This is a genomic window from Nitrococcus sp. (assembly GCF_059432795.1).
Genome location: NZ_JBXWZQ010000029.1, coordinates 1 through 3,159, shown reverse-complemented (window position 1 = coordinate 3,159; position 3,159 = coordinate 1). Strand labels below are relative to the sequence as shown.

Genomic DNA, 3,159 nt, shown 5'->3' with positions numbered 1-3,159 from the left:
CGCTCTACTTTCCCGGCACGTGGAACGAGGGGCTGTCCTCGGGCCAGGGGCTGATGGCCGTGGCGCTGGTGATCTTCGCCCGGTGGGACCCGATACGGTGCTTTTACGCCTCGCTTCTCTTCGGCGGGGCGACGGCGCTCGGTCCGGCGCTGCAGACCGTGGGCATCACGGCGAACTATTACCTTTACGGGGCGGCCCCCTATTTCCTGACGCTTGCGCTTCTGATCTACAGCTCGTCGCGGCAAAAGGCGCTGGAAGGCGCGCCCGGAGAGGTGTCGATCAACCGATGACCCATCTTCCCGATCCCGCCAGAAAAGCACCGCCCAGTGTGGAAATCTGGAACCTGACCAAGCGTTTCGGCGGCTTCACCGCGCTCGATGCGGTTTCCTTCAAGATCGCGCCGGGCACATTCCATGCGCTTCTGGGCGAGAACGGCGCGGGCAAGAGCACGCTGGTCAAATGCCTGATAGGCACCTACCGCGCCGATGATGGCGCGGTGATCCTCGATGCCTCCGAGGTCGACATCCCCTCGCCCCGCGCGGCGCAGAAGCTGGGCCTCGGCATGGTCTATCAGCATTTCACGCTCGTCCCGTCGATGACCGTGGCCGAGAACCTCGTGCTGGGCGACCCGGACCTCAGCCAGTTGATCGACTGGCCAGCCGAGCGCGCCGCGCTGAGCGCGTTCATGGCCGACATGCCCTTGCCTGTAACGGCTCTCGCGGGTGATGCGGCGCGCAAACCCGCGCCTAAGTCAGCCCATTTCCAATCCGCTACCGCAGGAGTCACAGGTCGACCTTCAACCCGAAAGTATCCATCGCACTTGGTCCAAAGCTGAGCTACCCAAAATCCTGGGTCCTTAATACCGATATCCATGATGTGCGCAGGCTGCTGAAGAAGTCGGGCGAAAAAATTCTCCCGATCAACAGGTTTCAGGCAGACGGTTTGCGGGCGATGCGCCAGGTCTTCGGCTCTTGCTCCATCAGGCCGCGAGTAGTTTCGGTCCCCTGGCGCGCTGCAGGCCGCCATGGTCATCGTGAACTGCGCACGGACCCTGTCGAGGCCGCGGTGAACGGTCTGGGCCATGCCACCCACGGTCTTGGCCCAGCCGAAGGGTTCCTCGATCTTTTTCCGGTGCCGCTGGGACAAGGTATAGCCCGAATGCTGCGTGGTTCGTCCGTCGATGGCGGAATGCCGGGACTTCTGCGCAACATGCGGTGTCACGACCATCCGCCTGAGCGCGGCGACGCAGTCGGCGCTGTCGTAAGCCTTGTCCGCGCCGAGCGTCAGGCGACGGGTCAAGCCCGGCGGATGCCGGATGAACATCTCCAGGGCCGCCTTGCGCTCGCCGTGGCCGTAGGCGTGGCTCAAGTCCGCCTGCACCGCGAGCCCGTTGCGGTTCTCCATCAGCCTTGCGTCGGGGCTCTCAGTCCCCCGGAATGTCCGCTTTTCCCTCCTCACCCATGAAACACAGTATCGCATCTGCGCCCGGCGATTTCTTCTAGAGCCGCGCATCCGGCTCGGTGACCGACACGTGCGTGGCGTTCGAGAGTATCGTGCCGCGAAAGGTCACTTCGGCGTTGCGGAGCTGGTGCGTGGTGCTCGGCATAGGATCGGTCTCGGTCTGCTGGGGGTGCTCGTGGCTCGCGGAGGTCTCGTCGGTTGATGGCGATGGCGGATTGGGCATGAGGGCGTGCTAGAGATCCTCAGCCGCGCCCATATCCTCGCATTCCCCTCGATCCGCGAGTTAGGTGGCGTTGTGCTCAAGGCGATGGCCCTAGGGACCGTCCCGCTCGTCTTTCATTATGGAGGCCCGGGCGAACTTGTGAGCCCCGGGACGGGCTACACGATCCCTATCGGCAAAAGGTCCGAGGTCGCCGCCGCCTTGCGCGATCGCCTGAGCGACCTCTTCGCCGATCCAGCTTCTTTCACCGTCCCCTCCGCCGCCACCCGCACGACAGTCTTGAGCAACTTCACCTGGTCCGCGAAGACGCGGCAGGTCAGAGAGATGTATGCGCGCCTTTCAAGTTAACCCTGCGCCAAACGATCCAATTCATTGAGCGACACGATCGGGGCGTCCGGGCGCGCCACCCCGCGCAGGGCTATGAAGTCGTGGTGGTCGCGGAAATCCTTGAGGCGGCGCACCGGAGAGAGCGTGACAGCCAATACGCTGCGGCGCAGGCCGAATATCGTGAAGCCCGCGCGATTAAACAACTCGAACAGTTCCTCCTGGTTGTTCGCCCCCTCAAAGATGCAAAAGCGAAGACCCGACATGGCAGTCAGCGCGGGCAGAACCTTCGGCTCGGCACCCTCGATGTCGATCTTTACGCCGAAGGGATGCTCGCCTACAAGGGGCGCGACATAGGCTGCAGTCTCATTCGTCGCGACCGTGATCTCGCGCGTCTCTCCGTGGAGCGCCTTGTCCGCCTCGAGCGTGGCCATGCCCGAATGGGCGACCGGCACGCGCAGAGCCAGCGTCCCAGAGGACTCGTATAGCGCGCAACGGTGTAGTGTGACCGTATCGGATAGACCGGCGGAGACGATGCCGGCAGCCACTGTCTCGGCCAGCGCGGGCTGCGGCTCGAAAAGGTGGACCGGAACGGAAGGGCCGAAGCGCGACGCCACGCCGAGGCCCACCGAGGCGTAGTTGGCCCCGATGTCAAGGAACACGTCGCCCTCTCGCAGAACCGTCCGCGCGAGCCGAGTTACCTTGAAGTCGTTCGAGCCGAAGAGCCAAAGGATGCGCCCGTGATAATCTCGGACATCAGCTTCCAGCGGCACCCCCTCCAGCGTTGTCGTTGGCAACCGGTGACGACCTTGCCGCTGCAGACGACCGAAGAGCCGGTTGGTCACCGGATTGAAGGCGAGCTTCGTCAGGCCGGAGTTCGGCGTGGCCATTCGGAGGAGCGCGCTATAGAGACGCAGCACGGTCAGCGAAGGGGACATCTACGCTTGCTCCATTTTTATGGCCCGCGAACTAACGCGGCATTTTTTTCCACGTTGGGACGCATAGGCCCAAGTTCCAAGAGAGACAACCTTGTTCACCTAAAATCTCCTGGTGTCGGTGCCGATCGCCACCCAAAGCGGGGTAGGCGCTGTCGGAGATCATCTAAAGGGGCTCTAGCCGCAGCTATCCCACAGCTCACGTCTGATCAGTCCACG

General features: G+C 63.3%; 3 protein-coding genes and 2 pseudogenes. 3 read left to right on the top strand and 2 right to left on the bottom strand.

Annotation, left to right across the window (positions count from 1 at the left end; translation table 11 throughout):
* Positions 1-290: pseudogene (locus tag AC52Q4_RS02450) on the top strand (ABC transporter permease); the annotation flags it as partial.
* Positions 287-835 carry an ATP-binding cassette domain-containing protein gene (locus AC52Q4_RS02445; protein WP_495535212.1) on the top strand — a complete coding sequence of 183 codons (549 nt, stop codon included), beginning with the start codon at positions 287-289 and terminating at the stop codon, positions 833-835. The pseudogene AC52Q4_RS02450 and the gene AC52Q4_RS02445, both read left to right, overlap by 4 nt.
* Positions 836-979: 144 nt before the next feature.
* Here the strand turns inward: AC52Q4_RS02445 and AC52Q4_RS02440 are convergent.
* Positions 980-1,675: pseudogene (locus AC52Q4_RS02440) on the bottom strand (transposase); the annotation flags it as partial.
* Positions 1,676-1,690: 15 nt separating this feature from the next.
* Here AC52Q4_RS02440 and AC52Q4_RS02435 point away from each other — a divergent pair.
* Positions 1,691-2,029: a glycosyltransferase gene (locus AC52Q4_RS02435; protein WP_495535211.1), complete on the top strand. Its 339-nt coding sequence runs from the start codon at positions 1,691-1,693 to the stop codon at positions 2,027-2,029.
* On the opposite strand, the gene AC52Q4_RS02430 is transcribed toward AC52Q4_RS02435, so the two are convergent.
* On the bottom strand, positions 2,026-2,943 hold the full coding sequence (locus tag AC52Q4_RS02430) for an FkbM family methyltransferase (protein ID WP_495535210.1): 918 nt from the start codon (positions 2,941-2,943) through the stop codon (positions 2,026-2,028). The genes AC52Q4_RS02435 and AC52Q4_RS02430 overlap by 4 nt on opposite strands.
* Between the last annotated feature and the right edge of the window lie 216 nt (positions 2,944-3,159).